Here is a 21255-nt window from a genome sequence, read left to right as displayed (position 1 = left end):
CCGGACGGCTCAGCGGCGAGGTCCCGGGGCCTGCTCGTCCACGGCCCCGGGGCCGGCCTCGTCCACGGACTGGTCGTCCAGCCCGTCGCCGTCGCCGATCTGCGTCTCCGACCCCTGGCCGGCCGGCGCGTCCGCGGGCTCATCGCCACGCCGGCCACGCTCCCCCGCCTGCACCTCGCCGCCACGGGGGGCCACCCCGAGCTCGTCGACGAACAGCTGCTCTGCAACGACGTGCCGGCGCCGGTAGGCGATCCGGCTGACCATGTGCGCGTTGACCGGTGCGGTGATCATCTGGAACACCGCGACGAGCAGCAGCATCCACGTGACCGACCAGTCGGTGAGCCGGATCGCAGCTCCGACCATGATCAGCAGGACGCCCATGACCTGCGGCTTGGTGCCGGCGTGCATCCGGGACAGCACGTCGGGGAAACGCAGCAGGCCGACCCCGGCGGTGAGGCAGAGGAACGCGCCGGCGAGCAGGCAGGCTGCGGCGATCCAGTCGGACACCGAGTCGAAGTCGTTCACGATCTCCCCCCACGTTCGCGTCCATCGACCTGCTCAGCCGCGGGTGAGCCGCCCAGTTCGTCGTCGTCCGCCCCCGTGCGCAGCAGCATGCCGCCGACGTAGCGCACGACGGAGATGGCGCCCACGAAGACCAGCAGGGCGACGACCACGAGCACCGGGACGACCGTGGGGTCCCGCTGCAGGGCCGCGTGCACCGCGAGACCGACCGCCACGATGACCAGGATGGAGTCCGTGGCCACCACCCGGTCCAGCAGCGAGGGGCCCAGCGCCAGGCGCACCATCGCCAGGACGGCGCCGAGCCCCAGCATCCCGTAGATCAGCACCGCCACCACGGTCATCGGACGGTCTCCGCGTCGGCGGGGGCGGCGGCGCGCCCCTGGGGTGGGTCCTGGTCCAGCCGGGCGATGTCCTCCGCCGACCCGAAGGCGCGCACCACCCGTCGCTCGGTCGCCAGCACCTCCGCGCGCTGGCGCTCGACGTCGTCCTCGTTGCCGACGTCCAGCACGTGGACGCCCAGGCTCATCCGCCGCCGGTCCAGGTCCAGCACCATCGACCCGGGCACCAGCGTGAGGGTCTGCGAGATGATGCTGAGCAGCAGGTCGGAGTCGGTGCGCAGCTGCACCAGCAGGACCGCGCTCTGCCGGATCCCGCTGGGGCGCAGCGTCTGCCAGGCGACCTGGGCGCTGGAGACGCTCAGGTTCACCAGGAAGTGACCGAGGAAGTACAGCGCCGCCACCGGGTGCAGCCGGGCGCCACCGGAGACGGCAGGCAGCGGGAGGATGACGGTCACCGCCAGGGCGACCAGCACCCCGGTGATGAGGTTCGCCCAGGACCAGGTGCCCCAGAGCAGGTTCCAGATGAGGACCAACCAGACCAGCAGCGGCAGCCGGCGGATCGGGGAGTCGATGGTCATCCGTCCCCCTCCTCGCCGTAGACGGCCTCGATGTAGGGCGTCCGCTCCCGCAGGTCACCGGCGGCCCGTTCGGTCATCCCGTACAACGGTCCGGCGATCACCGTGAGGCCGACGGTCAGCAGCACCATCGTGGTGGTGGCCGCCATCATCACCGCCGGCAGCGGGCGCGTCGACGGCCGGGAGTCCTTCGCGCGGCCACTCGGCTGCCCCTCTCCCCCGACCGGATCCGCCGTCGCCACCGCGACGTGCCGCTGCCAGGCGCCACGGCGTCCGGTCCGGCGGGCGGTGGTGGTGGAGGTCGCCCCACCGGCCAGCGACTCGGGCACGGGCAGGGGCTCGTCGGCCGGCTCGTCGCCGCCCGCGGGGGCGTCCTCGGCGTCGTCCGGTCCGGCGTCCTGGGCTGCGGCGGCGGCCGTGTCCGCCGAGGCAGCCTGCGTCGGCGGCCGCCAGAACGACCGGGTCCAGACCCGCGACATGGCCACCAGGGTGAGGAGGCTGGTCACGACCGCGCCGCCGATCAGCACGTACACCTGCCAGCCGCCGACGGCGACCCCGGCGTCCAGCAGCCCCACCTTGCCGATGAAGCCGGAGAACGGCGGGATGCCGGCCAGGTTCATCGCCGGCACGAAGAAGAGCACGGCCAGCAAGGGGGACGCCGTGGCGAGCCCGCCGAGGCGGGCCGTCGACGTGGTGCCGCCCCGCCGCTCGATGAGCCCGGCGACCAGGAAGAGGGTCGTCTGGATGGCGATGTGGTGGACGACGTAGAAGATCGCACCGGCCAGGCCGGCCGTGGTCGCCAGCGCAATCCCGAAGATCATGTACCCGATGTGGCTGACCAGCGTGAAGGACAGGATCCGCCGGATGTCGCTCTGCGCCACCGCGCCCAGGATGCCGACCAGCATGGTGGCCAGGGCGGCCCACATCAGCACGTCGTCGAGCGCACCACCGGGGAACAGCAGGGTCTGGGTGCGGATGATGGCGTAGACGCCGACCTTGGTGAGCAGCCCGGCGAACACGGCGGTGACCGGGGCCGGCGCGGTCGGGTAGCTGTCGGGCAACCAGGCCGACAGCGGGAAGACCGCCGCCTTGATGCCGAAGGCGATCAGCAGCAGCGACTGCAGCATCAGCTGGGTGCCGTCGGGGAGCTCGCCGAGCCGGCCGGCCAGCTGGGCCAGGTTGACCGTGCCCGTCGCGGCGTAGACCAGCGCGATCGATGCCAGGAAGAGCAAGGAGCTGAGCAGGCTCACCACGACGTAGGTGATGCCGGCCCGGATCCGCGGTGCGGAGCCCCCCAGGGTGAGCAGGACGTAGCTGGAGGTCAGCAGGACCTCGAAGCCCACGTAGAGGTTGAACAGGTCCCCGGCCAGGAAGGCGTAGCTCACACCGGCCATCAGGACGAGGAACGTCGGGTGGAAGATCGACAGCGGCGTCTCCTCGTCGCCGTCGGCCGTGCCCTGGCCCACGGCGAAGACGAGCACGCCGAGGCCCACGGTGCTGGCCACCACCAGCATCAGCGCCGAGAGCCGGTCGACCACCAGCATGATCGCCACCGGGACCGGCCAGTCACCCACAGCGACCGCAGCCGCCCCCTCGGCGTCGGCGATGAGCAGCAGGGCGACGGACACGCCCACCACCGCGGCCAGCACCGCGATGCTGACCGCGCGTTGGATCCGCGGGTGCCGGCCGACCAGCAGTGCGGCGGCGGCGCCGAGCAACGGCAGCAGCACCGGCAACGGCGCGAGGTCGCCGATCACTGCTCGCCCCGCCGGGTCGGTGGCAGGGTGACATCGTCGGAGGCGAACTCGCCGTACCGGTGCGCCAACTGGTCCTCGACCTCGACGTCGGAGTGCAGGGTGTTCCCCTTCCCGGCCGGACGGTCCTCCGCGGCGAGCTGGTCGGGGTCCATGTCGTCGGCGTCCATGCCCTGCTGGGCCGCGACCCGCCGGTCCTCCTCGTCGATCTCGATGACCTCCTGCCGGACCAGCCGCCAGGACCGGTGCACCATCGCCAGCAGGAACGCGGTGACGCCGAAGGTGATGACGATGGCGGTGAGCACCAGGGCCTGCGGCAGCGGGTCGCTCATCTCCTCGGGCTCGGCGTACCCGAACAGCGGAGCCAGCCCGGCCGGGCCACTGGCGGACAGCAGCAGCAGGTTCGTCGCGTTGCCGAGCAGGATGAAGCCCAGGATCACCCGGGTGAGGCTGCGGTCCAGCAGCAGGTAGACACCCGCCGCGTAGAGGCCACCGATCACGACCGGCAGCACGATGGTGGGGGTCATCGGGCGATCACCTCCTCAGGATCGGCCGTGATCGGGTCCTCCTCGTCCTCCTGGCGGTCCTGCTCCGCACCGAGGCTGCGCAGCACGTCCAGGACCAGGCCGACGACGATGAGGTAGACGCCGATGTCGAAGAACAGCGCGGTGGGCAGGCTCACGCTGCCGAGCACCGCCACCTCGGCCGAGAAGTAGGCGGACTCGAGCACCGCACCACCCAGCAGCAGGCTGGCCAGCCCGGTGCCGCCGGCCAGCAGCAGACCGCCGCCGAGCAGCACGCCCGGGGACACCCGAGCCGCCTCGCCCAGCTCGTAGCGGCCACCGGCCAGGTAGCGGAGCACCAGGGCCAGCCCGGCCACCAGTCCCCCGGCGAACCCGCCGCCGGGCTGGTTGTGCCCGGCGAACAGCAGGAAGAGCGAGAACACGACGATCGGGTGGAACAGGAACCGGGTGGCCACCTCGAGCACCACCGAACGTCGCTGGGGCGCCAGCGTCGAACTCGCCGGGAGCCACCGGCTCTTGGGCGCCCGCCGGGCCGTGCCCGGGTCGTCCCCGGCGGTGTCCTCCTCGTCCGGCCGGTCCACCCCACCGGTGCGGCTGCGGAGGAAGACCAGGCTGGCCACGCCGGTGGCCGCCACGACCAGCACGGAGAGCTCACCGAGGGTGTCCCAGGCACGGATGTCGACCAGGATGACGTTGACGACGTTCTCCCCGTGCCCCTCCTCCAGTGCGAGCTCGGGGATGTCGGTGGAGACCGGGGTGGCCGTGCGCGCGCCCAGCGCCGCGGCGCCGACACCGGCCATGAGCAGTCCGACGCAGACGGCCAGCGCCGCCCGGCCGGTGCGCTCGGCGGGGCGGTGCCGCTCGCTGATGTCCGCGGGGAGCTTGCGGAGCACCAGCACGAAGACCACCAGGCTCAGCGTCTCGACCAGGAACTGGGTCAGCGCCAGGTCCGGGGCGCCGTGCAGCACGAAGAGCAGGGCGAGGCCGTAGCCGGTCACGCCGACCACGAGCACCGCGGACAGCCGCTGCTGCAACGGGATCGCCACGATCGCGGCGGTGACCACCACCGCACCGACCAGGGCTTGCAGGGGCGTGTCCCAGGCCCGCCACTCCTGCGGCCAGGGCGCCTGGAGGAGCAGCACCGACCCGGGCAGCGCCACGACGACGACGAGGATGGTGCCCAGGTAGGCCGGCAGCGACCCCCGCTGCGTCGTCCCGGTGACCAGGACGGCGAGCCGGTCCAGGGCCTGCAGGGTGTTCCAGTAGCCCTCGTCGGCGGACGCGCCCACGGCGAGCCGGTGCTGCAACCGCATGAACCGTGTCCGGAACGCGAACAGCGCAGCGCCACCGAGCAGGGTGACCGCGGACAGTGCGAGCGCCGGCTGGAGGCCGTGCCAGAGCGCGAGGTGCTCGGCCTCCGGGGCGATCAGCGTCAGGGTCTCGGCGTAGGCGGCCACCAGGTGGTCCAGCACCGGGCTGGCCGGGCCGGCCACGAGGCCGGCGAGCGCGAGGACGGCGGGTGCGGCGAGGAACAGCGGTCCGGGGTGGTGTTCCAGCTCGGCGGGCGCGGTCTCCGGCAGGCCCGGCTTCCGCGCGAACGCCCCCCACAGGTACCGGGCGCAGTACGCCGCGGTGAACACCGACCCCAGCACCAGGCCGACCAGGACGACGACGGCGCTGACCCGGTCGGGCAGCCCGCCCTCCCACAGTGCGGTGAACGCCGCCTCCTTGCCCACGAAGCCCAGGAACGGGGGCAACCCGACCAGGCTCGCGGCGGCCAGCGTGGCGATGCCGGCCAGGACGGGCATCCGCCGTCCGAGGCCGGAGAGCAACCGCAGGTCACGCACCCCGGTCGCGTGGTCGATCACCCCGACGGAGAGGAACAACGTCGACTTGCTCAGCGCGTGCGCGATGGTCATCGCCAGGCCGGCCGCGGCCAGCTCCTGGCTGCCGGCGCCGACCATGGTGATCAGGAAGCCCAGCTGGCTGACCGTGCTGAAGGCCAGCAGGAGCTTGAGGTCGTTCTGCCGCAGGGCGCGCCAGCCGCCGATCAGCATGGTGGCCACACCGAGCCCGAGCACGACCGGCCGCCAGCCGGGGACGTCGGCCAGACCGGGTGCCAGCCGCGCGACCAGGTAGATGCCGGCCTTCACCATCGCCGCGGCGTGCAGGTAGGCGCTGACCGGGGTCGGCGCCTCCATCGCGGCCGGCAGCCAGAAGTGGAAGGGCACCATCGCCGACTTGGTGACCGCACCGGCCAGGACGAGCATCGTGCCGGCCACCATCACCGTGCCGCTGCCCGGGTCGGCGACGATCTCCGACAGCAGGCGGCTGCCGCTGGCCGAGGAGATCATCAGCAGCCCGACGAGCATCGCCAGGCCGCCGGCGGTGGTGAGCAGCAGCGCCTGGCTGGCCGCCCGCCGTCCGGCCAGCTTCGCCCCCGAGCCGCCGATCAGCAGGAACGAGAAGACGGTGGTGAGCTCCCAGAAGACGTAGAGCAGCAGCACGTCGTCGGCCAGCACCAGGCCGAGCATGGAACCGGCGAAGGCGGTCATGACGCCGGCGAACCGGCCGACGCCCTCCTCGTCGGGCTCGAAGTAGCGCGCGCAGTAGACGAGCACGAGCGCGCCGACCCCGGTGACCAGGGCGGCGAAGGTCAGCGCCAGGGCGTCCAGCCGCAGGGCGAACTGCAGGTCCAGCGCCGGGATCCAGGTGAACGTCTCCCGGACGTCTCCCCCACCGACGACGGTGCCCAGCTGGGTCAGCGCCCACCCGAACGCGGCGGCCGGGACCAGGGCGAGGGCCAGGAACGCCTGTCGTCCCCACCACCGCACGAGCAGCGGAGCTCCGACCGCGGCGAGGAGGTGGAGCAGGAGCAGCAGGCCCAACGGGTCCCTTCCGGTCGGTTCTCAGGCAGGCGGGCAGCGAGCACGCCCGTCGATCAGCGCGTTCGAGCGTTGTGCCCCATCCTCCTGGGCGCCGCCGGTCGCGGCGAGTCGAACGGCCACCTCCGGGGCCCGCCGTGAGCTGTCTCATGGCGGGGCCCGGGAGGTGGTGCCCGGTCAGGCGTCGGCGACCTCCGCCGCGGCCAGCCAGTCGGTCTCGACCTGTTCCTTCTCCGCCTGCAGCGCCTTGAGCTGGGCGTCGAGCTCGGCCGCCCGGCCGTAGTCGGTGGCCGCTGCGGCGAGCTGCTCGTGCAGCTTCTTCTCGTCGGCGTCCAGCTTGAGCATCCGGCGCTCCAGCCGGGAGGCCTCCTTGCGGGCGGCCCGGGCATCGGCGGCGCTGTGCGCGGGTGCCGGGGTGCTCCCGACCGGCGCCGCAGCACCCGACCCCGGCAGCGCGGCCTCCCCGGCGGCGCGGCGCCGCAGGTACTCCTCCACCCCGCCGGGCAGCGCGGCCAGCGACCCGTCGCCCATCAGCGCGACCACCGAGTCGCAGACCCGGTCGACGAAGTACCGGTCGTGGCTGACCACCAGCACGGTGCCGGGGAAGCTGTCGAGCAGGTCCTCCAGCGCGGTGAGCGTGTCGATGTCCAGGTCGTTGGTCGGCTCGTCGAGCAGCAGCACGTTGGGCTCGGCCATCAGCAGCCGCAGCAGTTGCAGCCGGCGCCGCTCACCCCCGGAGAGGTCGCCCACCGGCGTCCACTGCCGGTTGGCGGCGAACCCGAACCGCTCGGCCAACGTGGACGCGGAGATCTCCTGGTTGCCGATCTTGGCGATCCGGGCGACGTCCTGCACCGCCTCCAGCACCCGCTGCCGGGGGTCCAGCTCGGTGACGTGCTGGGACAGGTACGCCGCCGACACCGTCTGGCCGACGACGACGCGCCCGGCGTCGGGCTGCGCCTCGCCCACGAGCAGCTTGAGCAGCGAGGTCTTGCCCGCACCGTTGACGCCGACGACGCCGATCCGGTCGCCCGGGCCGACGTGCCAGGTGAGGTCGTGGAAGAGCGTGCGCTCCCGCGGCCCGCCCGGGTCGGCCGGACCCGCGGGGTCCTCGGCGTCGTCACCGCGGCCGCGCACCGTGTAGGTGACGTCCTCGACGTCGTAGACCGTCTTGCCCAGCCGCCGGGCTGCGAAGCCGGCCAGCGCCATGGTGTCGCGGGCGGGCGGCTCGTCGGCGATCAGCGCCTGGGCCGCCTCGATCCGGAACTTCGGCTTGCTGGTGCGGGCCGGCGGGCCCCGGCGCAGCCAGGCCAGTTCCTTGCGCACCAGGTTGAGCCGGCGCTCCTCGGTCACGTTGGCGATCCGGGACCGCTCGGCGCGGGCCAGCGTGTAGGCCGAGTAGCCGCCCTCGTAGGCGTGCACGCTGCCGTCGGCGACCTCCCACGTGGTGGTGGAGACCTCGTCGAGGAACCAGCGGTCGTGGGTGACGACGATCAGGCCACCGGTGCGGGCCTTCACGTACTCCGCCAGCCAGGCGACGCCCTCCACGTCGAGGTGGTTGGTCGGCTCGTCGAGCACGAGCAGGTCCAGCGGGCGGATCAGCTGGGCGGCCAGCGCGACCCGGCGCCGCTCACCGCCGGACATCGGGGCGACCGGGGAGTCCAGCCCGATCCGGTCCAGCTCCAGGCCGGTGAGCACCGAGCGGACGGCGGCGTCACCGGCCCACTCGTGCTCGGCGGCGAACCGGGAGGGCGGGAGCACGACGTCGCGCACCGTCGTCCCGGGCGGGAGCGTGCCGGTCTGGTCGAGGACGCCCATCGCCAGGTCGCTGCGGCGGGTGACCCGGCCGGAGTCGGGCTCCTGGGTGCCGGTGAGGACGCCGAGCAGGGTGGACTTGCCCCCGCCGTTGCGGCCGACCACGCCGATCCGCTCACCGGCCGCGACCCCGAGGGAGACGTCGTCGAGGATGACCGTCGTGCCGTGTGCCTTGTGCACCCGTTCGAGGTTGACCAGGTTCAGGGGTGCGCTCATCACCACCCAGCATCCCAGGTCCGCCGGGCCGGCTCCCGCCAGCCCGGGACCGCCGGGCCGTCAGCGCCGCCAGAACAGGTGGTGGGTCACCCCGCTCGGGCTGGGCACGACCTCCAGGTGGAACCGGTCGCACAGCTCGTCGGGCGACGTCCACAGCCGGGAACCGGCACCGAGCTCCACCGGGGACACCGCCACGTGGAGGGTGTCCACCAGGTCGGCGTCCAGGAACTGCCGGATGGTGGTGGCTCCCCCGCCGAGCCGGACGTCACGGCCGTCGGCCGCCTCCTTCGCCTGCTCGAGGACCGCGGCCGGCTCGCCGCCGACGAAGTGGAACGTCGTGTCCGACAGCGAGAACGAGGGCCGCGGGTGGTGGGTCAGCACGAACACCGGCGTGTGGAACGGCGGCTCGTCCCCCCACCAGCCCCGCCACTCGTGATCGCGCCATGGTCCGCGCTGGGGCCCGAACTTGTTGCGGCCCATGATCTCGGCGCCGATGTTGCGCCCGAACTCACGCATGAAGAGGTCGTCCAGGCCGCGCGTGCCGCCGGGCTCGGTGCGGTTGGGCCAGCTCGCGGTGGCGAAGGCCCAGGCACCCAGCACCGCCGGGTCGGCGTGGCCGAACGGCCGCTCCAGGCTCTGGTGCTCCCCTGCACCGAAGCCGTCACGGGACAGCATGACGTTGTGGACCCTGAGCAGCTGCTGCACGTGAACTCCTCCGACGTGGGTGTCGTCAGGAGAGACCGCCGACGACGGCAGGACTCATCGCCGCCCGCTCAGGCGAGGCGGGTGACCTCCACGGTCACGCTCGAGCCCTCGCTCCGGGGGCCGGAGAAGATGCCCTTGAGCGGCGGGACGTCGGAGTAGTCGCGCCCCCGGGCCAGGGTGACGTGCCGGGGTCCGATCTCCACCGAGTTCGTCGGGTCGTAGCCGGACCACCCGCCGTCCCACCACTCCACCCAGGCGTGGCTCTCGCCGGTGACCGACTGACCGATCTCCGCTGCGGGCTGGGGGTGCAGGTACCCGGAGACGTACCGGGCGGGCAGGCCCAGGGCGCGGAGCAGGCCGACGGAGACGTGCGAGATGTCCTGGCAGACGCCCTTGCGGTGCGTCCACGCCTGCATCGCGTTGGTCTTCACGTTGGTCGAGCCGGTCAGGTACGCCATGTGCTCGTGCACGAAGTCGCAGACCAGCTGCGCGGCCTCGCGCGGCCCGGCGTCCCCGACGGCGGCCCGGACCTCGGCGACCACCGGGTCGTCCATCGCGGTCAGCGGGGTGGGGCGCAGCATCTCCCCGTACCGGTCGCGCAGGTCCGCGGTGGCGAGGTCGGCCCAGTCGACCGCGTCCGGGACGTGCGGCTCCGGCCCGGCCTCCACCTCCGAGGTGGCCTGCACGACGAGCTCGGTGTGCGGGCCGTGGGTGTCGAAGGCGGTGACCGTCGCCCCCCAGTAGTCGCGGTAGGCGTGCACCGTGGCCAGCGGCTCGATCTCCACGCGGGAGCGCAGCGTGGTCTGCCGGCTGCTGTTCTCCGGGGTCATCCGCGCCTCGTTGTAGGAGGAGCGGACCGGCCCGCCGTAGCGGAACGCGCTGCGATGCACGACCTGCAGCCGCCACCGGTCCCCCGGGACCCGCACCGGGCCGGACTGCACCTGCGACTGCGACTGGCTCTGGCGCTGCGGCACCGTGCTCACCCCACGCCTTCCGGCACCCAGACCTGCGGTGCCTGCTCGGTGAAGAACCGGTTCGTGACCGCCTCGCTGGCCGCCGAGCAGGTGCGCTGCAGCTCGTCGAGCCGGGCCGGCAGCCGCGCCAGGATCTCGTCGGTCTGCATGAACTCCAGCATGGTCCGGGCGCGGCCGACGATCCGGTGCGCCTCGCCGGCGACGCCGATCCGGTGGCCCTCGCGCACGTTCACCCGCTCCAGCTCGGCCAGGCACCCCTCCGCCCGTTCCAGCGAGGCGAACACCGAGCGCGGGAAGAGCCGGTCCAGCAGCAGGAACTCCGCCGCGCGGCTGGAGTTCACCGCGCCCCGGTAGGTGCGCAGGTAGGGCTCGTAGGCGCCGGTCGAGCGCAGCACGAGGGTCCAGGACGGCGCGGCGTCACCGGCCAGCACCCGGGTGGACAGCATCCGGGCGGTCATGTCGACCCGCTCCAGCGATCGGCCCAGGACGAGGAACAGCCAGCCCTCGTCGCGGCTCATCGTGGCGTCGGCCAGGCCGAAGACCATCGCCGAGCGCTCCCGGACGAACCGGAACATCGAGTGCGGGCCGTACCGGCGGGCCATGGTGCGCTGCTGGGGCAGGGCGTTGTGGGTGACGTTGAGCGACTCCCAGATCTCCGCCGAGAGCACCTCACGCGCGCCGCGCGCGTTCTCCCGGGCGGCCGACAGCGCCCCGGTGATCGAGCTCGGGCTGGCCCGGTCGAAGGCCAGGGTGGCCAGCACCCGCTCGGTGTCGGCCTCCTCGGGCGGGCAGGGCACCCCCATCAGCGCCAGCAGGTTGGCGCAGGCCTTCTGCTCGTCGATCCACGGGTCCTCGACCAGCCGCTGGGTGTGCACGTCGAGGATCCGGGCGGTGTCGTCGGCGCGCTCGACGTAGCGGCCGATCCAGAACAGCGACTCCGCGATCCGGCTCAGCACCGCGCACCCCCCCGTCCCCCGCCGTCCCGTTCCGCCAAAATGGCCATTTTGGTGGTGGTCACCGCCTGCTGTTGTTGTTGGGACTGGGCGAGGGCGTCCTCGTTGGGCGGCCCGGGGTCCTGGGCGGGCGGATCGACGGGCAGGTCCTCGGTGGTGAACTCGATCCGGGTCACGTCGTGCTCGGGAGCCGGCTCGACCGACGGCCGCGGCGGGGTGATCACCCAGGTGTCCTTCGAGCCCCCGCCCTGGCTGGAGTTGACCACCAGCTCCCCCTCGGGCAACGCCACCCGGGTCAGCCCGCCGGGCAGCACCCAGACGTCGGTGCCGTCGTTGACCGCGAACGGCCGGAGGTCCACGTGCCGCGGGGCGATCCGGCCGTTGATCAGCGTCGGGGACGTCGAGAGGCCGATCGGCTTCTGTGCGATCCAGTCCCGCGGGCTGCTGCGCACCTTGACCGCGAGCTCCGCCAGCGTCTGCTCGTCGGCCCGGGGCCCGATCACGATGCCCTTGCCACCGGAGCCGTCGACCGGCTTGAGCACCAGCTGGTCGAGGGAGGCGAGCACCCACTCGACGGTGTCCGGGTCGTCGAGCCGGTGGGTCTCGGCGTTGGCGAGCACCGGCTCCTCCCCGAGGTAGTACCGGATGAGGTCGGGCACCCAGGTGTAGAGCAGCTTGTCGTCGGCGACCCCGTTGCCCACCGCGTTGGCGATCGTCACCCGGCCGGCGCGGGCGGCGTTGAGCACGCCGGCGCAGCCGATCACCGAGTCGGAGCGGAAGTGCACCGGGTCCAGGAACTCGTCGTCGATCCGACGGTAGATGACGTCGACCCGCTGCTGGCCGTCCGTCGTCCGCATGCTGACCTGACCGCCGGAGCAGACCAGGTCGCGGCCCTCGACCAGCTCGACGCCCATCTGCCGGGCGAGCAGCGCGTGCTCGAAGTAGGCGGAGTTGTAGACGCCGGGGGTCAGCAGCACCACGGTGGGGTCGCCGACCCCGGACGGCGCCGACGCCTTGAGCGCGGCGAGCAGCCGGCCCGGGTACTCCGCGACCGGCTGTATCCGGTGGTCGCCGAACAGCTCCGGCAGCACCGAGGTCATCGCCGCCCGGTTGGTGATCACGTAGCTGACCCCGGAGGGCGACCGGAGGTTGTCCTCCAGCACCCGGAAGTCACCGGCCTCGTCGCGCACCAGGTCGATGCCGCTGACGTGCACCCGGACGCCGTTGGGCGGGACCAGCCCGTGCGCGGCCCGGTGGAAGTGCGCGCTGGTGGTGACCACGCTGCGCGGCACGACCCGGTCGGTGAAGACCTCGCCGGCGCCGTAGACGTCGGCCAGGAAGGCCTCGAGGGCACGCACCCGCTGGGTGACCCCGCGCTCGATCACCGACCACTCCTGGTGGCCGATCACCCGCGGCACGATGTCCAGCGGGAAGGGCTGCTCCTCCCCGGCGTGGGCGAAGGTCACCCCGGCGTCGCGGTAGGTCTGCGAGAGGACGTCGGCCCGTGCGGCCAGCTCCTCCCCCGACATCGGCTGCAGCGAGCTGAACAGGCCGGTGTAGGGAGCGCGGGGCTGGCCGGGGGCCGAGAACATCTCGTCCCACTGCTCCCCGAGCGGGTAGCCGTCGAACAGGTCCGCCATGGGACGAACCTAGACAGGGCGTGTGTCCCACGCGTTTCGACGCCCGGAGGTGCCGGTCCTCCCTCAGGCCGAGGCGCGCCGGACGAGCGACGTGTGGCACACCCGGGACTCCGCCGGCTCGCCCACGCCCTCGATCTGGCGCAGCAGCAGCTCGGTGAGCAGCGGTGTCATGTCGGTCAGCGGCTGCGCGATCGTGGTCAGCGGCGGGTCGCACCGGGCGGCGACGGCGGCGTCGTCGAAGCCGACCACGGCGACGTCCTCGGGGACCCGCCGGCCGGCGGCGCGCAGCGCGCGCAGCGCACCCACCGCCATGGGGTCCGAGGCCACGAAGACCGCGTCGAGTTCGGGGTCGCGGGCCAGCAGCGACTCCATCGCGCGGGCGCCCCCGACCTCGGTGAAGTCGCCCTCCGCCTCCAGTTCCGGGTGCACCTGCCGCCCGGCGGCGGTGAGCGCGGCGCGGTGGCCGGCGAGCCGGTCGACCCCGGCGATCATGTCCAGCGGCCCGGTGATCGTGGCGATCCGGCTGTGGCCCGTGGCGATCAGGTGGGCGGTGGCCGCCTCGGCGCCGCCGCGGTTGTCGGCGTCGACGTAGGCGACCGCCCGGTCGTCGAAGGGCCGCCCGCACATGACCAGGGGCATGCCGGCATCGGCGAGGATGTCGGGCAGCGGGTCGTTGCTGTGCACCGACATCAGGATCACGCCGTCGACGTGGCCCTGGCGCGCGTACCGGCCGATCTTCTGCTGCTCCCGCTCGTCCTGGGCGGTCAGCAGCACCAGGTTGAGGTCGGTGTCGGCGAGGGTCGCGGAGACGCCGCGCACGATGCTGGCGAAGAACGGGTCGGAGAAGACCTGGGTGTTCGGCTCGTTGAGGACCAGCGCGATGGTGTCGGTGCGCCGGGTGACCAGGCTGCGGGCCATCCGGTTGGGCACGTACCGCAGCTCGGCGATCGCCGAGTGCACCGCCGCCCGGGCCTCCGGGCTCACCCGCGGGGAGTCGTTGACCACCCGCGAGACCGTGGCGCGGGACACGCCCGCGAGCACGGCGACCTCGTCCAGCGTCGGCGACGCCGGCCGCGTGCTGATGTCGGTCATGGGTCTCCAGTGCTCCGGGGGTGGTCGCCATCGTGCCACTGTGAGAGCGCTCCCGCACAGACCCCAGCCGTTACCCACCCGTTACTTGACAGCCTCGTGTGGCCCAGACCACTCTGATCGCCACGGCCGTGAGAGCGTTCTCACGCACCCGGTGGACGATGCAGCGGAGCACGCGTCCCGGGCCGACCCAGGAGGTCAGATGTTCCATTCCACGAAGAGCAGGGCGGCGTGGGGAGCTGCCCTGGCCGCGGTCCTGCTGACCGCCGGCTGTGGCGGTTCCGACGACGCCAGCGCCGACGCCGCCGACTACGACCCCGACGCTCCGGTGACCCTGACCGTCGGCACGTTCGGCACGATGGACCTGGACAACGCGGGGCTCTACGACGAGTACATGGAGCTCCACCCGAACGTCACGATCAAGCAGAACAACGTCGCCCAGTCCGCCGCGTACTACAAGTCGCTGCAGACCCGGCTGGCCGCCAACTCCGGGCTGGACGACGTCCAGGCCCTGGAGATCGGCTTCATCGCCGACGTGGTGCGCAACCACGCCGACGCCTTCGTCGACTTCGCCGCGGAGGAGAACGCCGACGAGCTGGAGGGCAACTTCTACGACTGGAAGTGGGGCCAGGCCTCCACCTCCGACGGTGAGACGATCGCCCTCGGCACCGACATCGGCCCGCAGGCCATGTGCTACCGCAAGGACCTCTTCGAGCAGGCCGGCCTGCCCACCGACCGGGCCGAGGTCGCCGAGCTCTGGCCGACCTGGGACGCCTACATCGAGGTCGCCGAGCAGTACATGGCCTCCCCGACCAAGCCCGCCGACAGCGCGTTCGTCGACAGCCCGGCCAGCATCTTCTCCTCCTCGGTGTACCAGGGCGACCTGGCCTACAACGACGAGGAGGGCAACCCGATCCCGGCCGAGAGCGACGGCGTGCAGCAGGCGTGGGACTACGCCAGCCAGGCCGCCGACGAGGGGCTGACCGCCAACCTCAGCCAGTTCGGTGACGAGTGGAACGCCGCCTTCTCCAACGGTGCGTTCGCCACGATCGCCTGCCCGGCGTGGATGCTCGGGTACATCAACTCCCAGATGGGTGAGACCGGGGCCGGCCTCTGGGACATCGCCCCGCTGCCCGGCGCCGACGAGAGCGCCAGCAACTGGGGCGGCTCCTTCCTCGCCGTCCCGGAGGACGGCCCGAACGCCGAGGCGGCCAAGGACCTCGTCGAGTGGCTGACGGCTCCGGAGCAGCAGGTGAAGATGTTCACCCGCGCGGCGCACTTCCCCTCCAGCCCGCAGGCGGCGGAGGACCCCGAGGTCGTCGGTGCGACCAACGAGTACTTCAACAACGCCCCGACCGGCGAGATCTTCGGTGAGTCGGCCGCGAACATCCAGCGCACCCCGATCGGCCCGTACGACACCCAGATCCAGGAGGCGTTCACCACGGCGCTGACCGACATCGCCTCCGGCGGTGCGGACCCCGACGAGGGCTGGGACAACGCACTGAAGGCCGCGCAGCAGGCAACCGGCGGCTGAGCCTGCGGCTCAGCACAGCGCACCGCCGACCGGACGCGGTGCCCGGGAGCGTCACCCGCTCCCGGGCACCTGCACCGGCCCCCGCCGTCCCGGCCCGCTCGCGCCCCCGGGACCCGCCCGGCCCGATCCGCGCCCACCCACACCGTCGAGGACACTGCATGACCATCGCGAGTGGCACCGTCCGGGAAGCGGCGATCGCCGCACCACCACCGGCCCCCGCCGCCACGTCCCCCGCCCGCCCGCGCAAGCGCCGGCAGCTGACCCGCAACCGCTGGGGCTACGCCTACGTCGCACCGTTCTTCCTGGTCTTCGCGGCGTTCAGCCTCTACCCGTTCATGTACACCGCCTGGGTCTCGCTGCACGAGACGAGCCTGTCGAACATCAACGGCGGCACCTGGGTCGGCCTGGAGAACTACCGCGACCTGCTGCAGAGCGAGTTCTTCTGGAACGCCGCCCGCAACACCCTCACCATCGGGATCCTGGCCACGGTGCCGCAGCTGTGCATGGCCCTGGGGCTGGCGCACCTGCTGAACTACAAGCTCCGCGGCCGCACCTTCTTCCGCACCGTGATGCTGATGCCCTACGCGACCAGCATCGCCGCAGCGACGCTCGTCTTCTCCCAGCTCTTCGGCCGCGACTACGGCCTGATCAACACCGCACTGGAGGCCGTCGGCCTGCAGGCGATCGACTGGGAAGCCGGGACGGTGAGCAGCCAGGTCGCCATCGCGGTGATCGTCACCTGGCGCTGGACCGGCTACAACGCACTGATCTACCTGGCCGCGATGCAGTCGATCCCCGGTGAGCTGTACGAGGCCGCGGAGATCGACGGCGCGAGCAAGTGGAAGCAGTTCCTGCACGTCACGATCCCGTCGCTGCGCCCGACGATCCTGTTCACGATCGTGGTCTCGACCATCGGCGCCGTCCAGCTGTTCGGTGAGCCGCTGCTGTTCGCCGGCAACGGCACCACCTCCGGCGGCGCCTCGGGGCAGTACCAGACGCTCGGCCTGCTGATGTACCAGCAGGGCTGGAGCAACTTCCACATCGGTCAGGCAGCCACCACGGCCTGGGCCATGTTCATGATCATCCTGGTGATCGTGGGGGTCAACGCCGTCATCGGCCGCCTCCGCAACCGGGCAGACCGGTAGGAGACCGGCATGGCGACCCTCGCTCCCCCCGTCACCGAGACCGGCCGGCACGCACCCCCGGCGGCCCCCGCGGTCCGCCGCCGCGGCCGCCGTGGCGGCAGCAAGGCCGGCAAGCCCGGCCCGGTCACCTACACGCTGCTGACCCTGGTGGCGCTGGTGTCGATCTTCCCGCTCTACTGGACCCTGGTGGCGGGCTCGCACACCAACGCCGAGATCGCCGCGACCCCGCCGCCGTTCCTGCCCAACGCCAGCCTGTTCGACAACTTCCAGGCGGCCCTCGAGCAGGCGCCGATCGGCAAGGCGATCCTCAACTCGGTCCTGGTCGCCGGCAGCATCACCGTCGGCACCGTGCTCTTCTGCACGCTGGCCGGGTTCGCCTTCGCCAAGCTCCAGTTCCGCGGCAAGGGCGTGCTCCTGGGCCTGGTCATCGGCACGATGATGGTGCCGACCCAGCTGGCGGTGATCCCGCTGTTCATGATGATCGCCGAGCTGCAGTGGGTGAACCAGCTGCAGGCGGTCATCCTGCCCACGCTGGTCAGCGCCTTCGGCGTCTTCTTCATGCGGCAGTACCTGATCTCCGCGCTGCCCAACGAGCTGCTGGAGGCCGGCCGGGTCGACGGCGCCTCGACCTTCCGGATCTTCTGGTCGATCGTCGTCCCGGTCGCCCGGCCGGCGATGGCGGTGCTGGCGATGCTCACGTTCCTCACCGCCTGGAACGAGTTCTTCTGGCCGCTCATCGCGCTGACCACCGCCAACCCGACGGTGCAGGTGGCCCTGGCCGGACTCGGCTCGGGTTACGTGCCGCAGCGCTCGGTGATCATGGCCGGGACGCTGCTGGGCACCCTGCCCGTCCTGATCGTCTTCACGATCCTGGGCAAGCAGATCGTCGGCGGCATCATGCAGGGCGCGGTGAAGGGATGACCCGCGGTACAGCTCCGTCCTCCCCTTCCTCCCCCCTCCCGAGAGGTGCCTGACCATGGCCACCGTGTCCTTCCAGCAGGCCAGCCGGATCTACCCCAAGGCCGAACGGCCGGCGGTCGACGCCCTGGACCTGGAGATCGCCGACGGCGAGTTCCTGGTCCTGGTCGGACCCTCCGGGTGCGGCAAGTCCACCTCGCTGCGGATGCTCGCCGGGCTGGAGGAGGTCGACACCGGGTCGATCGTGATCGGCGACCGGGACGTCACCGACTCCCCGCCCAAGGAGCGGGACATCGCGATGGTGTTCCAGAACTACGCCCTCTACCCGCACATGACGGTGGAGGAGAACATGGGCTTCGCGCTCAAGCTCGCCGGCATCGGCAAGGACGAGCGGGCCACCCGGGTGCGCGAGGCGGCGAAGATCCTGGACCTGGAGCCCTACCTGGCCCGCCGCCCCAAGGCCCTCTCCGGTGGCCAGCGCCAGCGGGTGGCCATGGGCCGGGCGATCGTCCGCAACCCGCAGGTCTTCCTGATGGACGAGCCGTTGTCCAACCTCGACGCCAAGCTGCGGGTGCAGACCCGCACCCAGATCGCGGCCCTGCAGCGCCGGCTGGGCACCACCACCGTCTACGTCACCCACGACCAGGTCGAGGCGATGACCATGGGCGACCGGGTCGCGGTGCTCAAGGACGGCGTCCTGCAGCAGTGCGACACCCCCGGTGAGCTGTACGACCGGCCGGCCAACGTGTTCGTCGCCGGCTTCATCGGCTCGCCGGCGATGAACCTGGTCACCGGGGACGCCGTGGACGGCGGCGTCCAGGTCGGCAGCGCGGTGCTGCCGGTGCCCCGGGACCAGCTGACCCGGGCCGCCGCGAGCAACGGGAAGGTGACCGTCGGGTTCCGCCCCGAGGCCGTGCGCCTGGCCGGCCCCGGCGAGGGCCTGCCGGTGCGGGTCGACGTGGTGGAGCAGCTGGGCTCGGACGCCTTCCTCTACACCTCGCTGGCCGACGCCCCGGACGACGTCCTGCACTCCGCCGACCTCGTGGTGCGCACCGAGCCACGGTCGGGCGTCACCACCGGACAGCAGCTCTGGCTGAGCACGGACCGGGGTGCCGTGCACGTGTTCGACGCCCAGACCCAGCAACGGGTCGACTGAAGAAGCCCCCTGCCCCCACCCTTCGCACGCTCGCGGCGGGCCCCTGCAGGGGGCCACCACGACGTCTCCCGCACGGCCTGACCTCGCCGTGCGGTCCCCCACGTCCTCGCAAGGAGCACACCTGTCATGACCTCCACCGACGTGCGCCCGCAGACCGCTGCCGGGCTGACCTTCCCGCCCGGCTTCGTCTTCGGCGCCGCCACCGCCGCCTACCAGATCGAGGGTGCGGTGGACGTCGACGGCCGCGGGCCGTCGATCTGGGACACCTTCAGCCACACCCCCGGCAAGACGTTCCAGGGCGACACCGGCGACGTCGCCGTCGAGCACTACGTCCGCTACCCGGCCGACGTCGCGCTGATGAAGGACCTGGGCCTGGACGCCTACCGGTTCTCCGTCTCCTGGTCCCGGGTGCTCCCCACCGGGGCCGGTGCGATCGAGCAGCGCGGCCTGGACTTCTACCGCCGGCTGGTCGACGAGTTGCTCGGGGCCGGCATCGCCCCGTGGCTCACGCTGTACCACTGGGACCTGCCGCAGGGGCTGCAGGACCGGGGCGGCTGGACGAACCGGGACACCGCCCTGCGCTTCGCCGACTACGCCGGCATCGTGTACGACGCCCTGGGCGACCGGGTGCCGCACTGGTCGACGCTGAACGAGCCGATGTGCAGCTCGCTGCTGGGCCACATGGCCGGCCAGCACGCCCCTGGCCACCAGGACCCGGTCGAGGCCTCCCGCGCGGTGCACCACCTGCTGCTCGGGCACGGCCTGGCCACCCAGGTGATGCGCGACAAGGGCGCCGACCACCTGGGCATCACGCTGAACTTCACGCCGATGTCGCCGGCGACCGACTCCCCCGCCGACGTCGACGCTGCCCGCCGGCTCGACGGGCAGCAGAACCGGATGTTCCTGGTGCCCATCGCCACCGGCGAGTACCCGGCCGACGTCGTCGCCGACCTGGCGGCCGCCGGCGCCCCGCTGCCGATCGAGGACGGCGACCTGGAGGTCATCTCCACGCCGGTGGACTGGCTGGGCGTGAACTACTACTTCGAGTCCACGGTCCGCGGGCTCAGCGAGCCCAGCGGCAAGCACCCGACCTTCATCGGCGCCGAGCGGGTCGAGGACCTCGCGCCCGAGGGCCCGACCACCACGATGGGCTGGGGCATCTCCCCGGACGCGTTCACCGCGCTGCTCACCCGGATCTCCGGGATCGCGCCGGGCACGCCGATGTTCATCACCGAGAACGGCTCGGCCTGGCCGGACGAGGTCTCCGCGGACGGTCAGGTGCACGACCCCGAGCGGGTGGACTACCTGCTGCGGCACCTGGCGGCGATGACCGAGGCGATCGACGCCGGCGCCGACGTCCGCGGCTACTTCGCCTGGTCGCTGCTGGACAACTACGAGTGGGCCCGCGGGTACGCGCAGCGCTTCGGGCTGGTGCACGTCGACTACGACACCCAGGTGCGGACGCCGAAGGACAGCGCCCTCACCTACGCCGACGTCATCCGCAGCGCCAAGGACGGCGTGTGACCGGCACCTGACGGTGCTGACCGACGAGGTCCGCGAGCGGGTGCTGTGCTGCCTGCTCGTGGTCCAGCGGCACTCCTGGGACCAGGGGCTGACGGCCGCCGTGCTCGACGACTCGGGCGCGGCGGTCGCGCTGCGTGCGCTGGTCGACGACGCGGTGGCCCGCCAGCTGCCCGACGGCCGGCTGGCCGAGCTGGACCCGGCCTGCGCGGTGAACGGCGCGGCGCTCGGTGAGTTCGTGGACTCCCTGGCCCACCGGCTCGGCGACCCGGCGCTGGCCGCGGCCGCCGCCCGCCAGCACGGCTGGCTGCGTGCCGGTGCACCGCGGGCGGCAGACGGGACGCTGTTCCACCTGGTCGGCAGCCGCCAGGTGTGGGCCGACACCGTCCACATGGTGGTGCCGTTCCTCGCCTGCCGCGGCGACGGCGCGGCCGCGGTCGCCCAACTGGCCGGCCACCGCGCCCGGCTGCGCGATCCGGTCTCCGGTCTGTGGGCGGCCCGCTGGGACGAGGACGCCGGGGCGTTCGCCGACCCGCGCGCCTGGGGCACCGGGAACGGCTGGGTCGCCGCCGGCGCAGCCCGGGCGGTGCGCTGGCTGCCGGGGGCCGCCGGCACCACGGTCGCCGGTGAGGTGCGCGCGCTGCTGGACGCCGTCCTGCCGCTGCGCCGTCCGGACGGCCTGTTCGGCGACGTGCTCGACGACCCGGCCACCCCGGCGGACACCAACGTCGCGTCGATGTTCGCGTTCGCGGCGCTGACCGGCGCGGCCGAGGGCTGGCTGCCCGCCCGGTACGGGGACCTCGGGGAGTCGCTGCTCGCCGCCGTCTGCGACCGGGTCGACGAGCTCGGCCGGGTCACCGGCGCGAGCGCTGCCCCGCACTTCGACCGGCCCGGCCACTCCCCCGAGGCGCAGGCCTTCCTGCTGCTGGCCGACGCGGCCGACCGGCGCCGGCGCACCGGCCGGTCACCCTGACGGGGAAGACAGGCCGGTCGC

General features: G+C 72.7%; 18 protein-coding genes. 6 read left to right on the top strand and 12 right to left on the bottom strand.

All coding sequences use genetic code 11. The features are described 5' to 3' along the window. Positions 1-9: 9 nt before the first annotated feature. From mnhG to O2W16_RS15145, 12 genes are all read right to left on the bottom strand, one after another. The gene (mnhG, locus tag O2W16_RS15200) at positions 10-525 is read right to left on the bottom strand and encodes a monovalent cation/H(+) antiporter subunit G (protein ID WP_269159651.1); all 516 of its coding nucleotides are present in this window, start codon (positions 523-525) and stop codon (positions 10-12) included. Then, complete coding sequence (locus O2W16_RS15195) at positions 522-863, bottom strand: monovalent cation/H+ antiporter complex subunit F (RefSeq protein ID WP_269159650.1); 342 nt, start codon at positions 861-863, stop codon at positions 522-524. The genes mnhG and O2W16_RS15195 overlap by 4 nt, the downstream gene beginning before the upstream one ends. Further along, a complete protein-coding gene (locus O2W16_RS15190) occupies positions 860-1438 on the bottom strand; it encodes a Na+/H+ antiporter subunit E (protein ID WP_269159649.1) in 579 nt (192 codons plus the stop codon). The genes O2W16_RS15195 and O2W16_RS15190 overlap by 4 nt, the downstream gene beginning before the upstream one ends. Further along, positions 1435-3192 (bottom strand): Na+/H+ antiporter subunit D, encoded by a 1758-nt coding sequence (locus tag O2W16_RS15185; protein ID WP_269159648.1) that lies wholly within the window; start codon positions 3190-3192, stop codon positions 1435-1437. The genes O2W16_RS15190 and O2W16_RS15185 overlap by 4 nt, the downstream gene beginning before the upstream one ends. Next, the gene (locus O2W16_RS15180) at positions 3189-3716 is read right to left on the bottom strand and encodes a Na(+)/H(+) antiporter subunit C (RefSeq protein WP_269159647.1); all 528 of its coding nucleotides are present in this window, start codon (positions 3714-3716) and stop codon (positions 3189-3191) included. The genes O2W16_RS15185 and O2W16_RS15180 overlap by 4 nt, the downstream gene beginning before the upstream one ends. After that, on the bottom strand, positions 3713-6601 hold the full coding sequence (locus tag O2W16_RS15175; protein ID WP_269159646.1) for a Na+/H+ antiporter subunit A: 2889 nt from the start codon (positions 6599-6601) through the stop codon (positions 3713-3715). The genes O2W16_RS15180 and O2W16_RS15175 overlap by 4 nt, the downstream gene beginning before the upstream one ends. Before the next feature lie 174 nt (positions 6602-6775). After that, on the bottom strand, positions 6776-8626 hold the full coding sequence (locus O2W16_RS15170; protein WP_269159645.1) for an ABC-F family ATP-binding cassette domain-containing protein: 1851 nt from the start codon (positions 8624-8626) through the stop codon (positions 6776-6778). Between the two features lie 60 nt (positions 8627-8686). Beyond that, positions 8687-9331: a dihydrofolate reductase family protein gene (locus tag O2W16_RS15165; protein ID WP_269159644.1), complete on the bottom strand. Its 645-nt coding sequence runs from the start codon at positions 9329-9331 to the stop codon at positions 8687-8689. Between the two features lie 68 nt (positions 9332-9399). After that, entirely contained in the window at positions 9400-10305 is a 906-nt protein-coding gene (locus O2W16_RS15160) for a transglutaminase family protein (protein WP_269159643.1), read from the bottom strand. A gap of 5 nt (positions 10306-10310) precedes the next feature. After that, entirely contained in the window at positions 10311-11261 is a 951-nt protein-coding gene (locus O2W16_RS15155) for an alpha-E domain-containing protein (RefSeq protein ID WP_269159642.1), read from the bottom strand. After that, positions 11255-12898 (bottom strand): circularly permuted type 2 ATP-grasp protein, encoded by a 1644-nt coding sequence (locus O2W16_RS15150; RefSeq protein WP_269159641.1) that lies wholly within the window; start codon positions 12896-12898, stop codon positions 11255-11257. Before O2W16_RS15150 ends, O2W16_RS15155 begins: the two co-directional genes overlap by 7 nt. A gap of 63 nt (positions 12899-12961) precedes the next feature. Beyond that, entirely contained in the window at positions 12962-13990 is a 1029-nt protein-coding gene (locus O2W16_RS15145; protein ID WP_269159640.1) for a LacI family DNA-binding transcriptional regulator, read from the bottom strand. A 199-nt stretch (positions 13991-14189) separates the two neighbouring features. Here O2W16_RS15145 and O2W16_RS15140 point away from each other — a divergent pair, with 199 nt between their 5' ends. From O2W16_RS15140 to O2W16_RS15115, 6 genes are all read left to right on the top strand, one after another. Continuing rightward, positions 14190-15521: an ABC transporter substrate-binding protein gene (locus tag O2W16_RS15140; protein WP_269159639.1), complete on the top strand. Its 1332-nt coding sequence runs from the start codon at positions 14190-14192 to the stop codon at positions 15519-15521. 158 nt (positions 15522-15679) lie between these two features. Then, the gene (locus tag O2W16_RS15135; protein ID WP_269159638.1) at positions 15680-16666 is read left to right on the top strand and encodes a carbohydrate ABC transporter permease; all 987 of its coding nucleotides are present in this window, start codon (positions 15680-15682) and stop codon (positions 16664-16666) included. Between the two features lie 9 nt (positions 16667-16675). Beyond that, the gene (locus tag O2W16_RS15130) at positions 16676-17587 is read left to right on the top strand and encodes a carbohydrate ABC transporter permease (RefSeq protein WP_269159637.1); all 912 of its coding nucleotides are present in this window, start codon (positions 16676-16678) and stop codon (positions 17585-17587) included. A 55-nt stretch (positions 17588-17642) separates the two neighbouring features. Continuing rightward, a complete protein-coding gene (locus O2W16_RS15125) occupies positions 17643-18740 on the top strand; it encodes an ABC transporter ATP-binding protein (RefSeq protein WP_269159636.1) in 1098 nt (365 codons plus the stop codon). A 126-nt stretch (positions 18741-18866) separates the two neighbouring features. Next, positions 18867-20264 carry a GH1 family beta-glucosidase gene (locus O2W16_RS15120; RefSeq protein ID WP_269159635.1) on the top strand — a complete coding sequence of 466 codons (1398 nt, stop codon included), beginning with the start codon at positions 18867-18869 and terminating at the stop codon, positions 20262-20264. Positions 20265-20277: 13 nt separating this feature from the next. Next, complete coding sequence (locus O2W16_RS15115) at positions 20278-21234, top strand: glycoside hydrolase family 88 protein (RefSeq protein WP_269159634.1); 957 nt, start codon at positions 20278-20280, stop codon at positions 21232-21234. Positions 21235-21255 lie beyond the last annotated feature (21 nt).

The sequence above is a fragment of the Modestobacter sp. VKM Ac-2984 genome, from assembly GCF_026967985.1.
GTDB lineage: Bacteria > Actinomycetota > Actinomycetes > Mycobacteriales > Geodermatophilaceae > Modestobacter.
Note: the sequence above shows the minus strand (reverse complement) of the source record. Positions and strands in the feature narration are given on the sequence as shown.